At 58.7% G+C, this 17,716-nt stretch carries 14 protein-coding genes and 3 tRNA genes; 4 read left to right on the plus strand and 13 right to left on the minus strand.

Going from position 1 to position 17,716, the window contains the following annotated elements; all coding sequences use genetic code 11:
* Nucleotides 1-31: 31 nt before the first annotated feature.
* Entirely contained in the window at nucleotides 32-589 is a 558-nt protein-coding gene (locus HMPREF2710_RS01620) for a hypothetical protein (protein ID WP_070599167.1), read from the plus strand.
* A gap of 139 nt (nucleotides 590-728) precedes the next feature.
* On the opposite strand, the gene HMPREF2710_RS01625 is transcribed toward HMPREF2710_RS01620, so the two are convergent.
* Together HMPREF2710_RS01625 and HMPREF2710_RS01630 are read right to left on the minus strand one after the other, a co-directional pair.
* Nucleotides 729-1,829 (minus strand): YdcF family protein, encoded by a 1,101-nt coding sequence (locus HMPREF2710_RS01625; RefSeq protein WP_239661596.1) that lies wholly within the window; start codon nucleotides 1,827-1,829, stop codon nucleotides 729-731.
* Between the two features lie 232 nt (nucleotides 1,830-2,061).
* Nucleotides 2,062-3,258 carry an RNase H family protein gene (locus tag HMPREF2710_RS01630; RefSeq protein WP_049338251.1) on the minus strand — a complete coding sequence of 399 codons (1,197 nt, stop codon included), beginning with the start codon at nucleotides 3,256-3,258 and terminating at the stop codon, nucleotides 2,062-2,064.
* A 270-nt stretch (nucleotides 3,259-3,528) separates the two neighbouring features.
* On the opposite strand from HMPREF2710_RS01630, the gene HMPREF2710_RS01635 reads away from it, so the two are divergent.
* Nucleotides 3,529-3,807 (plus strand): putative quinol monooxygenase, encoded by a 279-nt coding sequence (locus tag HMPREF2710_RS01635; RefSeq protein ID WP_049338252.1) that lies wholly within the window; start codon nucleotides 3,529-3,531, stop codon nucleotides 3,805-3,807.
* A gap of 114 nt (nucleotides 3,808-3,921) precedes the next feature.
* On the opposite strand, the gene HMPREF2710_RS01640 is transcribed toward HMPREF2710_RS01635, so the two are convergent.
* Both HMPREF2710_RS01640 and ilvD read right to left on the minus strand, forming a co-directional pair.
* Nucleotides 3,922-4,956: a 2-oxoglutarate dehydrogenase gene (locus HMPREF2710_RS01640; protein WP_070599169.1), complete on the minus strand. Its 1,035-nt coding sequence runs from the start codon at nucleotides 4,954-4,956 to the stop codon at nucleotides 3,922-3,924.
* Nucleotides 4,957-5,218: 262 nt separating this feature from the next.
* Nucleotides 5,219-7,063: a dihydroxy-acid dehydratase gene (gene ilvD, locus HMPREF2710_RS01645; protein ID WP_070599172.1), complete on the minus strand. Its 1,845-nt coding sequence runs from the start codon at nucleotides 7,061-7,063 to the stop codon at nucleotides 5,219-5,221.
* A 402-nt stretch (nucleotides 7,064-7,465) separates the two neighbouring features.
* Between ilvD and HMPREF2710_RS01650 the strand changes: the two genes are divergently transcribed.
* A complete protein-coding gene (locus HMPREF2710_RS01650; RefSeq protein ID WP_070599174.1) occupies nucleotides 7,466-9,310 on the plus strand; it encodes an alpha,alpha-phosphotrehalase in 1,845 nt (614 codons plus the stop codon).
* Between the two features lie 145 nt (nucleotides 9,311-9,455).
* On the opposite strand, the gene HMPREF2710_RS01655 is transcribed toward HMPREF2710_RS01650, so the two are convergent.
* From HMPREF2710_RS01655 to HMPREF2710_RS01685, 7 genes are all read right to left on the minus strand, one after another.
* Nucleotides 9,456-10,421, minus strand: coding sequence for an ABC transporter substrate-binding protein (locus HMPREF2710_RS01655; protein WP_070599258.1), 966 nt, complete (start codon nucleotides 10,419-10,421; stop codon nucleotides 9,456-9,458).
* Nucleotides 10,422-10,426: 5 nt separating this feature from the next.
* Complete coding sequence (locus HMPREF2710_RS01660; RefSeq protein WP_070599176.1) at nucleotides 10,427-11,125, minus strand: ABC transporter permease; 699 nt, start codon at nucleotides 11,123-11,125, stop codon at nucleotides 10,427-10,429.
* A gap of 3 nt (nucleotides 11,126-11,128) precedes the next feature.
* Nucleotides 11,129-11,908, minus strand: coding sequence for an ABC transporter permease (locus HMPREF2710_RS01665; protein ID WP_070599178.1), 780 nt, complete (start codon nucleotides 11,906-11,908; stop codon nucleotides 11,129-11,131).
* Nucleotides 11,905-12,756: an ABC transporter ATP-binding protein gene (locus HMPREF2710_RS01670; RefSeq protein ID WP_371326369.1), complete on the minus strand. Its 852-nt coding sequence runs from the start codon at nucleotides 12,754-12,756 to the stop codon at nucleotides 11,905-11,907. The genes HMPREF2710_RS01665 and HMPREF2710_RS01670 overlap by 4 nt, the downstream gene beginning before the upstream one ends.
* A gap of 285 nt (nucleotides 12,757-13,041) precedes the next feature.
* Nucleotides 13,042-13,114: transfer RNA gene (locus HMPREF2710_RS01675), tRNA-Phe, on the minus strand.
* A 73-nt stretch (nucleotides 13,115-13,187) separates the two neighbouring features.
* Nucleotides 13,188-13,261, minus strand: a tRNA-Asp gene (locus tag HMPREF2710_RS01680).
* Between the two features lie 68 nt (nucleotides 13,262-13,329).
* Nucleotides 13,330-13,402: transfer RNA gene (locus tag HMPREF2710_RS01685), tRNA-Glu, on the minus strand.
* A gap of 949 nt (nucleotides 13,403-14,351) precedes the next feature.
* Here HMPREF2710_RS01685 and HMPREF2710_RS01690 point away from each other — a divergent pair.
* Complete coding sequence (locus HMPREF2710_RS01690; RefSeq protein WP_049358906.1) at nucleotides 14,352-14,933, plus strand: hypothetical protein; 582 nt, start codon at nucleotides 14,352-14,354, stop codon at nucleotides 14,931-14,933.
* A gap of 366 nt (nucleotides 14,934-15,299) precedes the next feature.
* Here the strand turns inward: HMPREF2710_RS01690 and HMPREF2710_RS01695 are convergent, their stop codons facing one another.
* Nucleotides 15,300-16,703, minus strand: a complete 1,404-nt coding sequence (locus tag HMPREF2710_RS01695) for an FAD-dependent oxidoreductase (protein WP_070599180.1) — start codon at nucleotides 16,701-16,703, stop codon at nucleotides 15,300-15,302.
* Nucleotides 16,704-16,997: 294 nt separating this feature from the next.
* Nucleotides 16,998-17,363 carry a DUF2218 domain-containing protein gene (locus tag HMPREF2710_RS01700; protein ID WP_070599187.1) on the minus strand — a complete coding sequence of 122 codons (366 nt, stop codon included), beginning with the start codon at nucleotides 17,361-17,363 and terminating at the stop codon, nucleotides 16,998-17,000.
* Between the last annotated feature and the right edge of the window lie 353 nt (nucleotides 17,364-17,716).

Below are 17,716 nucleotides of genomic sequence, written 5' to 3' on the forward strand. Positions count from 1 at the left end.
TTCATCCCCGCACTCGCCAAAGGACTATCGGTTGCCCCTTCTAATTCGTAAAGCACGGCGCAAATTCGCTGAACTCGATGCACACGATGTAGCCCACCGCATCTCCGCGTACACCTACGGTAATTTCTTGGTGCTGGCGGCTCTGCTGAGCGTCTACGACGCGAACGCTATCTTTGACGGCACCGCGATTCTCTACATTACGGGTACCGGTCTGACCACCTACATTGCCCACGTCATCGCAGAAATGCAGGAGTACCGGGTACTGCACGGCGGCACCCCGCCGCGAGAATTCGTCAAGCACGCGCTGGGCAACGCAAGCCCGATTCTGGGTACGACCGTATACCCCGTGCTGTTGCTGATTCTGGCGGCAATCCTACCGCCCGGCGCCACCTACGAGATCATTTTTGACTACACTATTCTCCTCTGTCTTGCGACCGTGGTGTGGCGTATTTTTAGCCTCAACTTCGCGATTGCTCGCTACCGCGGCGAACCGCTCTGCTGGCGTACCTTCCGAAGCGCTGTGTGGCTCACCCTCGCCGTTATTGTTCTTGCGATTGTGAAGATTATGTTCACTCACGCTGGTAAATAACCTCAAAGCTCCCCTGAAGCTCAGATTAACCGAGATCAGGGGAGCTTTTGTATGCACCATCGCTGGGATGCGCCGGGCCACATGCTAGAGCAGCGCTATACATTAGGACGGGGCTACCGGCTAGAGCCGCAGCTGGATGCTACATCGGTTCGCCCGGGCCCTTCAAATCGGCGGAGTACAAATACCACACGAAGAGCGCCACTGCAATGTAGAGAACCGTGCACAGGCTCAAAGTGATGATGTGGCGACGGCGAGTAATACTCAAATACCCAATAAACTCACGGATAAAAGCATTCACCGCAAAATACAGCTTCGTACGAGCCCCCGCACCCCAGCATTCCAGACCCAGCGAACGTGCCAACAGCAACGCACGGAACAGGTGGTAGCTGGTTGTTACCACAGCAACTTTCGGGGTTTTACCCTCGGCAACCTCCGGCATCAAGGCGTAAGAGAAGAGCAGGTTCTCGCGGGTGTTCACCGCGCGGTCCTCCACAATAATGTCCGCCTCGGGAATGCCGCGGGATACAGCGTAGCGAGTCATCGCCACGCCCTCGGGCACCTCCTCATCCGCGCCCTGACCGCCAGACATAATCAGCTTCGAGCCGGGGTTCTTACGGTAAATTTCAATGCCGCGATCGATACGACCCGCCAACAGCGGAGTCACCTGGTCACCAATAAGACCCGAACCAAGCACCACCACATAGTCAGCCTGCTGGCGGAAATTTACCAGGTTCAACGCTGCCGCCACAGTAAAGCCCACCGCGTAGATAGTGAAATAGGTCAGCACCAGCGAAAAATAGAAATAAATAGTGCCCCACACGCCGCCAAACGGAACATTCTCCACCGAACCGGGAACAAAGAACGGCCCCACAATAAGAGCGACACCGGCAGCCAATGCCAAAGAATTAGTGAGCGAAAAACCCTCACGAGCAATAAGGCGCACACCGCTATAAAGGAACAGACCGGTCAAACCCAGAGGCGTAAAAAGCGAAAGAATCACCGGAATGATAACAATGAGGAGCGCCAGCACCAGCAAAATCTGGTTCTCTGACACAACCGCCATTGCGCCCAGGCTCGTACCCAGCAACCCCACGGTCACAATCAGTAGCCAGCCGACAAACACGCTACGGCGTTCCCGCAGGTAGAGGCAGATAAAAAGCACCGGCGAAAGCGCCGTCAGCGCGTACAGCACCACCAGCGGGATATATAGAGAAGAACCGGGAGGAGGAAGAAACTGCATAAATTGGATCCCAAAGAATAAGTAAAGTGTGCGCCCGCTGAAAATCGGGAGAATCAAAAAAATTCTTCACACAATTCTATCCCCACCGCTGTACATCTATCGCTGCAGGCCCGCCGCACACAAGCGCATGCAGAAAAGGCAAAAGGGCAAAAAGAAACACGCGACACCTCCGACATCGCATACCCTCGTATGCGGCGAATGCATCGCGCGTTCATTTCTACCCTGGACTAGTTTAGCGCCATAAACGGTTTCCCGTGTGGATTGAAGAAGGTTTAATCTGCAACCACTCCGGCGCAAGCAGGCGAACAGCCTTCGCACAACCCGACAAAGCAGTAATAATCGACTCGCAACGCTGATTAAACTCGCTCTGGTGACGCTTATCCACAATCTGCCCCGGAAAATGGCGATGCATCTTCGACACAGAGTCGCTACTCTCCTGCAAACCGTGGCCCGTATGGCCCGGAACATGCTTCACCAGCACACGCTTCTCGCGGATAGCCTCCGTCAAAGCACGCATCTGAGCCACAACACGCTCATCCTGAATGCCCTCAGAAACCCAGGCTTCAAAAGCCCAACGGCTATGCGCCAAACGCAACACAAACGTCAACGCACCCAAAGAATCCGTATGAATAATCAGGCGGCGCGAACCGCTATGGAACACCGTATAAGCCGCCAACATTGCAGACAGCTCACCGGTCATAATGTTCACGCCATCATAGTGGGCATGAAAATAGAAGCCGTCCTCACTCACGCCGGCGATACCCATACGGCCGCCACGCTGATACTTCTTATTGTGAGTCGAACGGAACGAACAATCCGTGAAAACGCTATAGTCCTGCAGCTGAGCCAGCGGACGAGGGGTCAGTGCCTCCTCCACCATCTCATCCACAGCGGTACGTGCCGCACACACCTCAGCCTGCATCCGCTCATACGCGGGCGTGCCAGCAAGCTTCACATGCACTTCACCCAAAGAATGGTTATCGTACGGGTCCAGCACCTTCTCAAAGGCGCGGTACTCCATAATCCCCTTCAACTGGTCGCAATCACGGAAAAGATGCTTCAAATTCTTACGGTCAGCAGCAATCGTCACCAGGTTCTGACGGTACTGCTCAGGAACCACATCCCACGCAGAAAGCACGGCACGGCCCAGCAGACGCGGATGCACCTCATCACAGCACTCCATCAGGGAATGAACGTGAGTGAAAAGCATCAGCTCCTCATTCACCACCGTGCGGGTGCCGTCCTGCTTAGAAATAAAAACCACCGTCGACAACGCCGAATAGCAAAAACCCTGCGCCGTACGATGCTCCTGAGCCACCGCAATCACAGCAACGCCCTGATTCGTGTACCCGGCAGGGTACGAGGCGCTATAGTCGGGAGCCTCCCAAGTCAGGGTGCATCGTTTGATATGCGCCGGTGAAAATCCCATGAGTGTCACCCCCCATGTGTGCCATACCGCTTCTCCTTCCATTCATGCGGTGTATCGTCCTCATTCTTTTATAGGTCGAAAAGAAAGGGGCACGCAAATATAAAACACCTTTTTTACGGTGAGCGAATGGGCCAGCCGAAAATCCTCTCACCCGCCGCCACAGCGCAAGAAAACCACGACCAATGCCTCCCCGAACCGGGGGTGAAGGTGTACGGTAAAAGAGTCATATACAACGCGGCCTCACGCCGCCCACCCCATAAGGAGAGCCCCATGATTGGTGTTTACGCCGGAGTATCCGTCAAGCCCGAGCACGTCGAAGAATTCCTCAAGACCATCGAACCGCTCGTGACCGCAAGCCGCCAGGACGAAGGCAACGTCAGCTACGACTTCGGTGCCGTCTCCGACACCGACTTCGCATTCATCGAGCGATGGGAATCCCAGGAACTACTCGAAAAGCACATGGGCGCCGAGCACTTCCAGAAGGCTGTTGCCGCATGGGAGCCGCTGCTCTCCTCCGAGCTGGACGTTCGCATCGTCAACTTCCGCTAAGCGACGTTAAATACCGAAGGTGCCCGGCACCCCCTCTGTGAGGGGCGCCGGGCACCTTCGTATATCACCCTTGGAGACGAGCGCAGCTACTCGCGGCGCGCCTTTATGCTCGGTCTAGCGGCGTTCCAAACCGACCTCCACCGAATCAAGCGTGAAACCATTCGTCGCGCTCACGCAATGCACCTTACCGCTATTCACCGACTTGCAGGTGTAACCATACGCGGTCACCACCTGACCGGTCGGCAGTGCAGTAATACCCTCGGTATTCACCGGCTCCGGGGTGGCAGTCTGACCGACCAGGCTCACCTCAGGAGCCTGACCCTGCACCATGTGCACGCGCTGCTGCGCGGCACCGGAGGCGGCATCCCAACCCTCCAGGGTCACACCCACCAGCGCCTGGCAATCCACACCCGACGGGGTCACCGAGCACGCGACCTTAGAGTCCGGGCTGGTGAAACGCAGCGCCTCAACAGTCTTCGCCGAATCGCCCTGACCGAAAGTGCCGCCGCCGTACGCTTCAGCGAAAGTCAGCGTACCCGACAGCATGCGGGTCTGCGCCGGAATCAACGCCAGGCGAGGCTTCTCAACGCTACCGCCCTGCGTGAAGCAGGCACCCGTAATGTAGTCGCGGCCCTGCACCTTCGTGGCGCACTGATACCACTCAACACTCGCCGAACCGTCCTGGTTCTTGCGGCTGTTGAACAGACGCACCGCCTCCTGAGCCTTCGCACAATCCGAACCGTCATACACGTAAATACCGGCGGAACCACCCAGCAGGCTGGTCACGCCGCAGCGGGTGCCCGCATCAATAGTGTTCGCGGAGCCGCTTGCCGTAGCGTATGCCGCCTCATACTCAGCGTCCGTGCTCGGCTCATTGGTCGGGGTTGCTACAGCATCAAAAGTTGCCGGCGCATCCAGGCCGGCAGAAATCTGCACAGTATTCGGCTTCCAGGAGCCGTCCGCCGCTTTAAACAGGGTCTTCGCATCAACGGACGCTGAGGAAGTCGCGACCTTCATGGGAGTGGTTTCAGACTCATCAGCCTGCGGCTGAGCGGAGCAAGAGCTCAAAGCGAGCGCACCGATGCAGGCAAGAGCCGTCAGGGCACGACGAGTAAAAGCACGCTGTGCGCGTGCGGGCAGGGTAACCATGAATACGTCCTTGTGAGGGTTGCGAATTGCGTTGTGTCGAGTGGTTGTGCTGAGTCGGTGAAGCGGGTACCTAAATACCCTCTTACACCCTACTGCACCGCAACTGACAAGGCAATACGCCGCACCGGGTATCCCACGACGGCAGACGAAGACACGGACAAAGACGCGGACAAAGAACAGCGCCCCGCCCGCAGAAAAACCGCGGAACGGGGCGCCAGCCCATCAGGGCAAATATTAAATTCTCACACGATACGTGAGGGGCTTATGCGTCCTCGGGCAGGATGCGCACGCCGCCCTTATCAGCCGAAGCAGCCAGCATGCCGTACACCTTCAGGGCGTTCGACACCTGACGCTCACGCGGCTTCGTCGGACGCCACGGTGCAGCGCCCTTCGCCTCGCGGCGAGCAGCCAGCTCCTCATCCGAAACGTTCACACGCAGGATGCGGTTGTTCACGTCGATCTCAATCTCGTCACCGGTCTGCACCAGGCCGATAGCGCCGCCAGCAGCCGCCTCCGGGGAGACGTGACCAATCGAAATGCCCGAAGTACCGCCGGAGAAACGACCGTCAGTGATCAGTGCACACTTCTTGCCAAGGCCCAGACCCTTCAGGTAGGAGGTCGGGTACAGCATCTCCTGCATGCCGGGGCCACCCTTCGGACCCTCGTACTGGATGACGACAACGTCGCCTTCCTTCACGTTCTTCGACAGGATCTCGTACACAGCCTCGTCCTGCGACTCAACCACAAAAGCGCGGCCCTTGAAGTGGAACAGCTCCTCATCAATACCAGCGGACTTGATGATTGCGCCGTCCTGGGCGATGTTGCCGTACAGGACCGCCAGGCCGCCGTCCTTGGTGTACGCGTGCTCCACGGCGCGGATGCAGCCGTTCTCAGCGTCAGTCTCGTGGGACTCGTACTTGTTCGCGGTGGAGAACGCGTGGGTGGTGCGCACGCCACCGGGAGCAGCGAGGAACAGTTCCTTCGCCTTCTCGCTCGCCTTGCCGCTGCGGATATCCCACTCGTCCAGCCACTCGTCCAGCGAATCAGCGTGAACAGAATGAACGTTCTTGTGCAGCAGGCCGGCACGGTTCAGCTCACCCAGCAGGGCGGGAATACCACCGGCACGGTGCACGTGCTCAATGTGGTACTTGGTGGAGTTCGGGGCAACCTTCGCCAGGCAGGGAACCTGACGCGAAATGCGGTCAATATCCTTCAGGGTGAAGTCAGCACCCGCCTCGTGCGCAATCGCCAGGGTGTGCAGCACGGTGTTGGTCGAACCGCCCATCGCCACATCCAGCGCCATAGCGTTCTCGAACGCCTCCTTGGTCGCAATGGAGCGGGGCAGAACCGACTCGTCATCCTGCTCGTAGTAGCGCTTAGCCAGCTCAACGATGCGGCGGCCAGCATCCAGGAACAGCTCCTTACGAGCAACCTGAGTAGCCAGGGTGGTACCGTTACCGGGCAGCGCCAGACCAATCGCCTCATTCAGGCAGTTCATGGAGTTCGCGGTGAACATACCCGCACACGAACCGCAGGTCGGGCACGCATTCTTCTCAACCTGAGCGAGCGCAGCGTCACTGACGCTATCGTCAACAGCCATCACCATGGCGTCAATCAGGTCGAGGCGGTGCTCAACAATACCCTCAATGCCCTCGCCGGACTCCATGGGGCCGCCAGAGACAAAGATGGTGGGGATGTTCAGGCGCATAGCCGCCAGAAGCATACCGGGGGTGATCTTGTCACAGTTAGAGATGCAGACCAGCGCGTCGGCACGGTGCGCGTTGACCATGTACTCGACCGAGTCAGCAATCAGATCGCGGGAAGGCAGCGAGTAGAGCATACCGTCGTGACCCATCGCGATACCGTCATCAACAGCGATGGTGTTAAATTCCTTGGCGACACCGCCAGCCTCACGAATCGCGCCGGCGACCAGCTCACCCATGTCCTTCAGGTGCACGTGGCCGGGCACGAACTGGGTGAAGGAGTTCGCGATAGCAATAATGGGCTTGCCGAAGTCGTCATCGCCCATGCCGGTGGCACGCCACAGGGCGCGGGCACCAGCCATGTTACGGCCGTGAGTTGAAGTACGTGAACGCAGTTCTGGCATTGTTTTACCTTCCGTAGTGATGCAAGTACTGATTTTACGCGCGGCGTCCAACGCTCTTCAGCTCAGGGTCACTTTGGTTTCATGCATCGAAACGCGCACGAGCCTGCAACCGCCTATCGGTGGGAGGGTTGAGGCCACGGGGTTGTGCCGGATCTGCGGCAGATTTGCCCCCTTTGGGGTAGATGGGGGACATCACCCCATTATGCCCCCTAATCTGGAATGAGCCCAGGTTGCGGGCGGCGATATTCAATCGGCGAACGCACCGGGAGGCGGCGGGCTGCTGTGCCTGCCGCGTACGGGCCTCGCTGTGCATACGTAGCAGCACACGTAGCACCGGCGCGGTTCGTTTCCAACGCACTGATTTATACACACTGAACCCTGCATACGTTTCAGAAGGTTTCCATGACACAGGCACCCACCGCATCGCTCACCCTCACGCCGGCAATCAGCCCGGCAACCACCCCGGCAGGCGGCAAGGATTTCGCGTCCTCCGTCATCTACCAGGTGTACCCCAAGTCCTTCTACTCCTCGGCGGGTGGCGCCTACGGCGACCTGCGCGGCGTCATCGAGAAGGTGCCCTACATTGCCTCCCTGGGCGTGGACATGGTGTGGTTCAACCCGTTCTTCGCCTCCCCGCAGAACGACAATGGCTACGACATCTCCGACTACTACGCCATCAACCCCGACCTGGGCACCATGAAGGACGTCGAAGAGATGATTGCCGCCCTTGCCAAGCACGGTGTGGGCGTCATGTTCGACATGGTGCTCAACCATGTTTCGACCGAGCACGAGTGGTTCCAGCGTGCGCTCGCCGGTGAACGCGAGTACTGGGATTATTTCTACATTCGCCCCGGCAAATACGCCGAGGACGGTCAGCTGCGCGAACCGACCAACTGGGAATCGAAGTTCGGCGGCTCCTGCTGGTCCCGCTTTGGCGAGTACACGGATGAACACGGCACTCCCCTGTTCTACATGCACCTGTACGACCGCACCCAGGCTGACGTGAATTGGTACAACCCTGTTGTGCGCGACGAGCTGTTTAAGGTCGTGAACTTCTGGTACGAGAAGGGCGTGCGCGGCTTCCGTTTTGACGTCATTAACGTCATCGGCAAGGGTGAAGAGCTGCTCGACGCCCCCGAAGGCACCGTGGACAAGGCACAATACACCGACACCCCGATTGTGCACACCCGCATTCAGCAGCTGAACCGCGCCTCCTTCGGTCAGCATGATGACACCGTGACCGTGGGCGAAATGTCCTCGACCAGCATCGAGAACTGCGTGGGCTACTCCAACCCGGCGAACCACGAGCTGGATATGGTGTTCAGCTTCCACCACCTGAAGGTGGACTACGAGAACGGCGAGAAGTGGTCGAAGGTTCCGTTCCGTTTTGCCGAGTTGAAGCAGATTCTGAACGATTGGGCACTGGGTATGCAGGCCGGCGGCGGCTGGAACGCGCTGTTCTGGAATAACCACGACCAGCCGCGCGCGCTGAACCGTTTTGGTGACGTTGAGCGTTACCGTGCCGAGTCGGCAACCATGCTGGCGACCGTGATTCACCTGCTACGCGGCACCCCGTACGTGTACCAGGGTGAGGAAATCGGCATGATTGACCCGGTCTACTCCTCGATCGAGCAGTACGTGGATGTGGAGGCACACAACGCCTACGCGATGCTGCGTGAGCGCGGTCTGAGCGAGCAGCAGGCTCTGGAAATTGTGGCGTCGAAGGCTCGCGATAATTCGCGTGTGCCGATGCAGTGGACCGCGGATCCGGTGACTGCCGGTTTCGGCTCCGAGTCGCCGTGGCTGGCTCCCGGCCCGGTACGTGATGCGGCGACCGGCGCCGGTATTTCGGTGGAGGATGAGGAGCGCGACGGTGTGATTCTTCCGTACTACCGCAACCTGATTGCCCTGCGTAAGCAGTACCCGGTCATTTCTGTGGGTTCGTACGCGCCCTACGCGCTGAATCACGAGCGGGTTTTTGCGTACCTGCGTGAGCTGCCCGCTGAGGCTGGCTCCGAGGACGGTAGCCCAGCACAGCGTCTGCTGGTGCTGACGAACTTCTACGGTGAGCCGACCGAGGTTGAGGTTCCGGCTGAGTTCGTTCGTTCCGGTCGCGTGCTGGTGTGTAATTACAAGAATTCTACGGTCGATTCCGCTGCGGCGGATTCTGCTGTATCTGATTCAGCTGAGACGGTGACGCTGAGCCTGCGCCCCTACGAGGCTCTGGCGTTGCTGATTGAGGGCTAAAAGCTACTATATGCCCCTCCCCTAACGTGTGGGATAAGGGCAATATAAACCGACCTGGCAATATTCTATTTCTAGAATATTCCCAGGTCGGTTTTGTTTATAGACATTCCTATAGAGGAATTAATATGGAATATCAGGAAGAATCTTAGAAGCCGTGCTCGTTCAGCCAGGTAGCCGCCGCCTGCGCGGGCTCCTGCTTAGAGGTACCCGAAACACGGTCATTCAAAGTACGCAAATCAGCGGTAGTGAGCTTCGCCGAAACGCGGTTCAGAACCTCCGCCGCAGAGTCGGGAACTCGCGACGTATTGATAATGGGCAGCACCTGCTGAGCCAGAATCATGTTCTTCGGATCCTCCAGCACCACCAGCTGATTCTGCTCAATTGCGGGGGTGGTCGAGTAGAGGTCAACCACCTGCACGGTGTCATCCAGCAGGGCCTTGACGGTCAGCGCGCCGCCGCCATCCGAGAGGGGCACAAACTCGGCGGGGACGCATCCGTACTTCTCTTTTAGACCCGGGATGCCGTAGGCGCGCTCGGCGAACTCCGGGGCGGCGCCAAGCTTCAGATTCGTACAGCGGGAGGCGAGGTCCTCAAGGCTTCGCAGACCGTACTTCTGGGCGGTCTGCTCGGTAACGACGAGCGAGTCCTTATCCTCCGCCTCGGAGGCGTTCAGGGCGCGGATTTCAGCCCCGGAGCCACCCGTGGTGAGGGTGCCGAGGGCGGCGGGTAGCGCCTGCAGAATCTCCTGCGCAGTGTTAGCTGTAGCCTTCGGGTCGAGGTAAAGCAGCAGGTTGCCGGAGTAGTCCGGGATAACGTCCACCGCACCGGAGGCGAGTGCCCCCAGGTACGCCTCGCGGGCGCCGATGCTCAGCTGGGTGCGGGCGTTGAATCCCGCTCGGGCGAGGGCTCCGGCGTAGATTTCGGCGAGGATTTGGGATTCGGCGAAGGCCGCTGAGCCGACGATGATTCCTTCGTGTTCGCCGCTGAAGACTTTGTCGCCGCTGAGCCCGCAGGCGCTGAGAATACCCGCCATGCCGAGCGCTCCGGCGGCGGTTAGGGCAGTGCGACGAGATACGGTAGGGCGCGTGAAGGTTTGATGCGTCTGATTCATCGGGTTCATGCCTTCTTCCGGTTGATGGTGAGCCCCGCGGGGGTGAGCGCACGCTGCACAAGGCCCATGAGCGCATCCACGGCGAAGGCGAGAAGCGCCACGAGCAGGGTTGCGACGAGCATGCGCGGGTAGTCGCGCACGGCGAGCCCGTCGAAGAGGTACCTGCCGAGGGTTCCGCCGCTCAGGTAGGCGACGATGGTCGCGGTTGCGATGACCTGCACGAGTGCGGAGCGGAGTCCGCCGAGCATCATGTTGGCGGCGAGCGGGATTTCGAGGCGGGTCAGAATCTGCCATTCGGTCAGGCCTTGGGCGCGGGCTGCGTCCACGAGATCTTCGGGTACGGCGGCGAGGCCTTCAAGAACTCCTGCGAGCAGAGGTGCCGCCGCAATAATAATGAGCACGATGAGGGCAGGCAGGGTTGAGACGCCCAGCCAGAGCGCCAGGATGGTGAGCAGACCGAGCGCGGGTAGCGCGCGGGTGGCGGCTACGGCGCTCATGAGCAGGTTGCTGCGGCGGCGGTTAGTGCCGTCGGAGGATCGGTGGTGCCCAGCCCAGAGGCCGAGGGGCACGACGATGAGTGCCGCGCAGGCGGTGGCGAGGGCGGTGACGCTCAGGTGTTCGAGCAGACGCACGAGGATTCCGCCGCTTCCCTGCCAATTGGAGCCGTCCATGAGGTAGGCGAAGGTTCGTTCTATGACGTTCACGGGTTATGCCTTCCTTTCGGGGCTGTGGCGGTTCGCAACCGTAGCCGCCTGCCAGGGCGTAAGTGCCCTCGTCAGAAGGATAAGGAGCAGGTCGAGGACCAGTGCCAGCATCAGGCTAAGGATCACGCCAGCCAGGATTTCCGAAGGGATATTACGCGCGAGCCCGTCGGTGAAGAGCGTGCCGAGCGAGGGCACACCGATGAGAGCACCCACGGACACCATCGCAATATTTGCCACGGTTGCCACGCGGATTCCCGCCATAATGACGGGCGTAGCGAGGGGCAGGTAGAGCTCCATCAGCGCCTGTCGGGGCGTGTATCCGAGGGCGCGTGCAGATTCGTGCACGCTATCGGGTACGGAGTCGAAGGCATCCACACCGGAGCGCACCATGAGCGAGAAGGAGTATACGCTCAGGGCGACGAGCACGTTCAGCGGGGAAATAATGGAGGTTCCCAGAATGAGCGGCATCAGCACGAACAGTGCGATCGAGGGAATGGTGTACAGCAGCGAGGAGAGGTGCATGAGGGTTCGCGCACCGATGCGGTGTTCGGAACCGCGGTCACGGCGACGGCTCGCGTAGTAGGCGACCGGTAGCGCGACGAGGGTGCCAATCACGACGGGTACAACGCCCTGGTAGAGGTGGCTGAGGGTTAGCTCGAGGATGCGCTGACTATTGGTGGCGACCCACTCCCAGTGCATATCGCTTGCGGCGAGGGGTGATGCCACTAGGGGATGCGCGGCGAGAGGTGGTTCCGCGAGCACAATATTTTCCAGAAGACTCATTCGCTTTTCTCGCCTTCTGCCGCACTATTCTGCGCTTCTCGGGAGACGGCAAGTCGGCGTGCGCGCGCTTGGCGTACCGTCTGCTCATCCAGCAGACCGGCAACGGAGCGGCTCACGAAGGAGCGCACAAAATCATCGGCGGGGCTGTAGAGAATCTCTTCGGGAGTACCGAACTGTGCGAGGCGACCGCCCTCCGCGAAGACGGCGATTGTATCGCCGAGCAGAAGCGCCTCATCAATGTCGTGGGTGACGAACACGATCGTCTTGGCGAGTTGCCCCTGTAGGCGCAGCAGCTCTTTCTGTAGGTCGGTACGCACCACCGGATCCACCGCGGAGAACGGCTCGTCCATCAGCAGGACGGGCGCATCGGCGGCGAGAGCACGCGCCACACCAACGCGCTGGACCTGACCGCCCGAAAGCTGGGAGGGGTAGCGCTTGGCGTACGAAGAATCCAGACCGACCACGTTGAGCAGTTCGAGGGCGCGTGCCTGCGCCTCCTTGCGGGAGGCACCGAGCAGGCGCGGTACGGTGGCAATATTCTGCGCGACAGTGCGGTGCGGCATGAGCCCGCCCTGCTGCATCACGTAGCCAATGCCGCGGCGCAACTCGTAGGGGTTCTTCTCGTGCACGTTCACGCCGTCAATGGTGATGGTTCCGCTATTGGGCTCCACCATGCGGTTAATCATGCGTAGACTAGTGGTTTTACCGCAGCCGGAGGGGCCGACGAACACGGTAATCTGCCCGGCGGGAATATGCAGGTTCAGGTTCTGCAGCACCGTGGTGGGTTCACCGGTACGGCTCGGGTAGCTCTTGGTGATGTTCTCGAAGCGAATTCCGCCCGCCTGCACGCTACCAGTGGCAGGATTTTTTGCCCAGGGAATCTGAGGCGAGTCCTCTTGGTGCGGGTGAGTTGAATTTTGGGCGGCTGAATTTTGGGCGGTCATGGGTCGGTGGTGCTTTCTGCAGTGACTATAGGGCAGGTGCCTCTGTATACAATCTGTATACAAAAAGGCGGCACCTCGGGGTTTTATTCCCAAGATACCGCCTTTTCGACGGGCTTGCAGTATCTGCAACCGCAAAGTTTTTTTAAAAACAAAACCCGCCCCACTGTAGAAGCCTGGAGGCGGATTTCGTGGCTCCGACCGGCGTCGATCCGGTGACCTTACGATTTTCAGTCGTACGCTCTACCAACTGAGCTACAGAGCCTTGCGTATTTACTTTTAGATACGCAATGACCGCGTCTTCGGATGAATAATCATCTGAACTTACGCGGCCAGAGCGACCCCGACGGGACTTGAACCCGCGACCTCCGCCGTGACAGGGCGGCGCGCTAACCAACTGCGCTACGGGGCCTTGTTGGAATCAACAGAAGTAAATTCTATATCATCTAACTTGGCTTTGCAAATCGTAAGATTTGCAAGTACCCCCAACGGGATTTGAACCCGTGCTACCGCCGTGAAAGGGCGGCGTCCTAGGCCGCTAGACGATGGGGGCCTAGTCGATCGAACAGGTTCCGTTTTCTTCATCCCGTCGTTCGAACCTCCACTAGTCTATGACAGGTTTGCGGAGGCGTGCAAACCGTTTTGTTCGATTTTGCCCGATTTTGACCCCCATTTTCGACCATTTATAGCCTGGCACATATGTATTTAAGCTAGTCAATGACGATTCAGAAAAACTTCAAAAAATTTTAAAATTTCTTCACAACACCCCATATCAGGAGCTTTTGGAGGGGTTTTAGCGACTTTTGGGCACCCGCAGAGGCCTCGAAGAAGCCCTATTTCCCGCTCTGATTTCTACAGATTTTCTACAAACTCCTCCGAAACTCCTCCGAAATTTTGTTTCGAAGATGCCGGCATCAGTCCCGCAAGAATTCCGAAAACCCACCTTCACATCTCTTATACACCCCTCTTATGCGCATCGCAGCGGCCAAAAAACTCCACAATATCTCCAAAAAATTTTCGACAACTTTCTACGCGCTTATATAGGACATGCAGGCAAGACGCTACCCTGGGCGCAAATATCTGCAAGAGAGTGCACAGCAACACCTCTCTAGAGGGTTCACCCCAGCACCCCCGGAACCCTCAAAAATGTGCCGCGCAAAGCAACTACAGGCCAGAATGCACGTAGATGCAAATATTCATTCTTGGGAATACAATAAACCTGCTTGTCAGACGCTTATTTTTCTCTCAGTGCAGATATCTACGCAATTATGACGACGCAGAAATATAAAGATTTGATAAACCTCTAGCGATTGACAAGGAGAGATGAAAGCTGGCTGAAAATACCCCCTGAAATAGCTTGAAGCCCCCTCTTTGAGCACCGTACTATAGAGGGCGTGAGGTCACTTCCGGACCTTGCACGGGGCCACTTCCGGAGCCCCAGACGTAAAGTCACCGCACATTACAGCACCGATAAACCGCATAGAGATCCAAAGGGGGATCCAGTGTCCGCAACGATGAATCGCCGCATGGCATTCCGTGCACTCGGCGTAGGCACCGCAACCATCGCTCTCGGCTGTGTAGCTGCACCCGCAGCGCAGGCACAGCAGATGGCGCACCCGCAGAAGGCAATGACTGCCGACCAGCAGCTCAAGCTGATCCTGCGCCGCCTAGAGCAGGTACCTGCCCGTTTGAAGTATGCGAAGCCTGGATCCTCCAACCGCGTTAATAGCGGCATTGAGAGCGCACTGGGCAACCTGACCACCGTCCAGGGCACTGACGCAGGCCGTCAGATTGCAAGCGCTAAGGCCGCTGTTCGTAAGTCTGATGGACGCGCCCACGCAGCTCTCTCCCCCGTTGGTGTTATTGCCTGCGTTGTCAGTATTGCAAAGTTTGTCATTCAGCTGGGCATCGCCATTTACAAGCTTATTAAGGCACTCGTTAACGCCTTCAAGCAGTGGAAGACCTTCAAGAACATCGTGAAGGCCGTCATTTCTGGTGAAGCCCGCAAGAAGCTGGGTACTGAAACTGAAACCGTACTCAAGGCCATTTTGGGCATTGAAGACGTCCTCAAAAAGTGTGCATAGTCTACACACCGTACGGCTATGCGCTTGTTTAGAGAGCTAATCTTGGTGTTTCTTTAGCTTTCTAGACCCCGTTAAGGGATGCGCCGCACGTGGAGTCACTGCATGGGCTCGCTGCGCGTCCGGGTAGCCGGAGGGTATGTCCTCGAGTGTCTTCGGCGCCTACCCAGCCCACCCCGCATGACCTCATGGTGCGGGGTGGGTTTCTTTAACCGCTCTTTCGACGGCTCTTCCGGGCGAGCGCTTCTTGAGCTTCCTCCCCCGCTACTCCCCTACTTCTTATTACCTCCTTATATATAGACAAAAATCGACCCCGCACCGGTTCACGGTACGGGTCGATTTCTATACTCTACGTACTCAACGTAAGGATTACTCGCCGCGGGAGACGTTAATCATCTCGTCGCGGTCCACAACCTTCACACGGGCGCGAGGCTCACCGGCTGCATCCTTGGATGCGGCGCCCAGTGCCTTCTCGTGGTCGTCCAGACGGTGCCAGCCTTCCCAGGTGGTGTACTTGATGCCCTTGGAGTCCAGGTAGGCGCTGAATGCCTCTGCCTCCGGCTCGGGTGCGGTGTAGAGGTTCTCGCGGTCCTCGAGCAGGTGGGTGATGGTCTCGAGTGCATCAGACTTGGTGGAGCCGATCAGGCCGACGGGGCCGCGCTTAATCCAACCGGATGCGTACAGGCCGGGAACGACCTCGCCGTTCTCGTCCACGACGCGACCCTCAACGTTGGTGATGACGCCGCGCTTGTCGTCGTAACCGATTTCGGGCAGTTCGGAACCGAAGTAGCCGATTGCGCGGTAGACAGCCTGTACGGGGTAGTCCACGTACTCGCCGGTGCCGATGATGCCGCCGTTGCCGTCGAGCTTGTTGCGTTCCATGCGCAGGCCCACGACCTTGCCGTCTTCGCCGAGGATCTCGTGCGGGGACTGCAGGAAGTGCAGGTGCAGGCGGCGGGATGCGGTCTGCTCATTGGTCTTCTGGTCTTCCAGCCAGCCGCGCAGGGTCTTCATCATGACCTTGGTCTGTGCGTTCTTCTCCATTGCTTCTTCGGAAGCAGCGTCGAACTGGAAGTCCTCTTCGTACAGGACGATGTCCACGTCGCGGGAGTGTGCGAGTTCGCGCAGCTCGAGCGGGGTGAACTTCATCTGTGCGGGGCCGCGGCGACCGAAGACGTGCACGTCGGTCACGGGGGAAGCCTTCAGACCCTCGTAGACGTTGTCGGGGATTTCGGTGACGAGCAGGTCGTCAGCGTGCTTGGAGAGGATGCGGGAGACGTCCAGAGCGACGTTGCCGTTACCGAGCACTGCAACCTGCTCAGCTTCGAGCGGCCAGGTGCGGGGGTAGTCGGGGTGGCCGTCGTACCAGGAGACGAAGTCTGCTGCGCCGTAGGAGCCGTCCAGGTCGATGCCCTTAATGTTCAGGGGTGCATCAAAAATCGCGCCGGTTGCGAAGATGATGGCGTCGTAGTGTTCGCGCAGGTCGGCGAGGGTCAGGTCCTTGCCGTATTCAACGTTGCCGAAGAAACGGATGTCGCCGCGGTCCAAGACCTTGTGCAGCGCGGTGATGATGCCCTTGATGCGGGGGTGATCCGGTGCCACACCGTAGCGGATCAGGCCGAAGGGGGCGGGGTAGCGGTCGAAGATGTCGATGGCGACCTCGACGGCGCCGGTGCGGACCTCTTCAGACTTGGTGAGGATGTCGGCGGTGTAAATACCGGCGGGACCTGCACCAATAACGGCGACGCGCAGGGGGCGTGCTGCTTCAGACACGAAAATCTTCCTTTCGAAGTTCACCGTCCGGCGCCCGGTGCGGCGCGAACAGGCGGTGAGCTTAGTGTTCACTTCTTGCCTATTTTACCGGGGATTGACGGGTGTTCGGGGGCTTATATGTCTTCGCCCACTAAATAGGACAATTTTCTGTCACCTAATCCGGGCGGGGTCACTTATTTCAGGAGGGGTGGCGCTTCCGGCCCCGGGCACCTCCGCACGCAGCGGGCATAGAACTGCCCCGCCCTCCGAGGTGCAGGAGGGCGGGGCAGGGTAACGAAGACTAGAAAGCAGGGACTAGGAGGCGGGTACCGCCTCGAAGGTTACGACCAGTTCGTCACGCTCACCGAAGCGGACCAGGTGGCGATCCAGCACATCCGCCAGACCAGCAGCCAACTCGTCGCTTTCAGCGCGCACCTCCAGGACGAGGGCACCGTCGGTTTCACGCAGGTCACCGTAGCCGCGGAAAATACCGTCGCGGTTGAAGGTGAGGCGCAGTCCGTCGGGCAGTTCTGCGGTGCCGAGCTTGCGGCCCATGTGCGAGCCGAGCTGTTTGATGTATCGGGCGGGGCGGTCGGTTGCTACGATGGCGCGCTGGCGTACCGGCAGGGATTCTGCGGCGGGATAGTTCTCAACAGTGTTTTCTTGGGGAGTTTCAGTCACGGTGGGTTCCTTCTCATCTATGCCGAATTCTCATCTATGCCGAAAAAGGCTCACCACACAGAACCTGGCATCCGGCGACACTTTGTTTCACCTCGAATATAGCAGGAACTTAGGGTTCACTAACCTAATAAACTATTATTGTTCGCGCAGAGGCGAGAGATAGTTACCGCTATTACGCCTCCCACAAAAAATCTCTGAACGAAAGCTGGGAATTTCCTGGATTAACGCTTAGAGAAACTTTAACCGTAGAATATTTCGGTACAACAGTGTCACCTCCCCAACACACCGGGAAGTGGCACTTTTTTATGCGGGCTCGGAACCCCGAGTCACGCCCCGACTATGAGTATCTACGG

It is taken from the genome of Rothia sp. HMSC069D01, from assembly GCF_001810135.1.
GTDB lineage: Bacteria > Actinomycetota > Actinomycetes > Actinomycetales > Micrococcaceae > Rothia.

Coding starts and splice junctions, on each gene's coding strand:
- HMPREF2710_RS01650 (WP_070599174.1), top strand. CDS start 7,466: ATGACACAGGCACCCACCGCATCGCTCACCCTCACGCCGGCAATCAGC.
- ilvD (WP_070599172.1), bottom strand. CDS start 7,063: ATGCCAGAACTGCGTTCACGTACTTCAACTCACGGCCGTAACATGGCT.
- HMPREF2710_RS01630 (WP_049338251.1), bottom strand. CDS start 3,258: ATGGGATTTTCACCGGCGCATATCAAACGATGCACCCTGACTTGGGAG.
- HMPREF2710_RS01655 (WP_070599258.1), bottom strand. CDS start 10,421: ATGAATCAGACGCATCAAACCTTCACGCGCCCTACCGTATCTCGTCGC.
- HMPREF2710_RS01635 (WP_049338252.1), top strand. CDS start 3,529: ATGATTGGTGTTTACGCCGGAGTATCCGTCAAGCCCGAGCACGTCGAA.
- HMPREF2710_RS01640 (WP_070599169.1), bottom strand. CDS start 4,956: ATGGTTACCCTGCCCGCACGCGCACAGCGTGCTTTTACTCGTCGTGCC.
- HMPREF2710_RS01625 (WP_239661596.1), bottom strand. CDS start 1,829: ATGCAGTTTCTTCCTCCTCCCGGTTCTTCTCTATATATCCCGCTGGTG.
- HMPREF2710_RS01665 (WP_070599178.1), bottom strand. CDS start 11,908: ATGAGTCTTCTGGAAAATATTGTGCTCGCGGAACCACCTCTCGCCGCG.